This window comes from Mitsuaria sp. TWR114, assembly GCF_007997345.1.
The window spans coordinates 1-514 of the sequence record NZ_VOSR01000730.1 but is presented as its reverse complement, the minus strand read 5'-3'; the positions used below and the strand labels follow the sequence as shown (position 1 = coordinate 514).

At 72.0% G+C, this 514-nt stretch carries 2 pseudogenes; both read right to left on the bottom strand.

From position 1 onward, the window contains the following. Window positions 1-164 (bottom strand): annotated as a pseudogene (locus FUT87_RS31055) (ABC transporter permease); the annotation flags it as partial. Beyond that, window positions 161-514: pseudogene (locus FUT87_RS29250) on the bottom strand (hypothetical protein); the annotation flags it as partial. The pseudogenes FUT87_RS29250 and FUT87_RS31055, both read right to left, overlap by 4 nt.

Below are 514 nucleotides of genomic sequence, written 5' to 3'. Positions count from 1 at the left end.
GGCAGTCCCTTCGGGTCGGTGTTGATCGCGTAGCCGAAAAGCAGCAGCTGCAGGATGGGCACGCCGACCGCCATCGCGAAGGTCGGCCGGTCGCGCAGCATCTGCTGGACCTCCTTGATGAAGATCGCCAGCACGCGCGCGAGGCTGAAGCGGCGATCGGTCATCGCGCGCCCGCCCGGTGCGTGGGCCTTGCCGGGTGGGACGGCGTCACGGTCACCGCCTCGAAGTTGTCCGGTGTCCGGCTGATCAGGCTGATGAACACGTCTTCGAGGTTGGCCTCCGCCCGCGCCCAGCGCAGCCCGTCGCCGGCGCGGTGCGGCGCGATCGCCCGGTCGAGCGCGACCGCGTCCTGTCCCGCGACGTGCAGGCTGCTGCCGAACGCGGCGACGCTCAACACGCCCTCGGCGCCGTTCAAGGCGGTGGAGACGGCGGTCAGTCGCTGCGGATCATCGGCGCGGAGCGCCCAGACGGTGAGGCCGGCCTGCGCGATGATCTCGCGCTGCGTGCCGCGCGC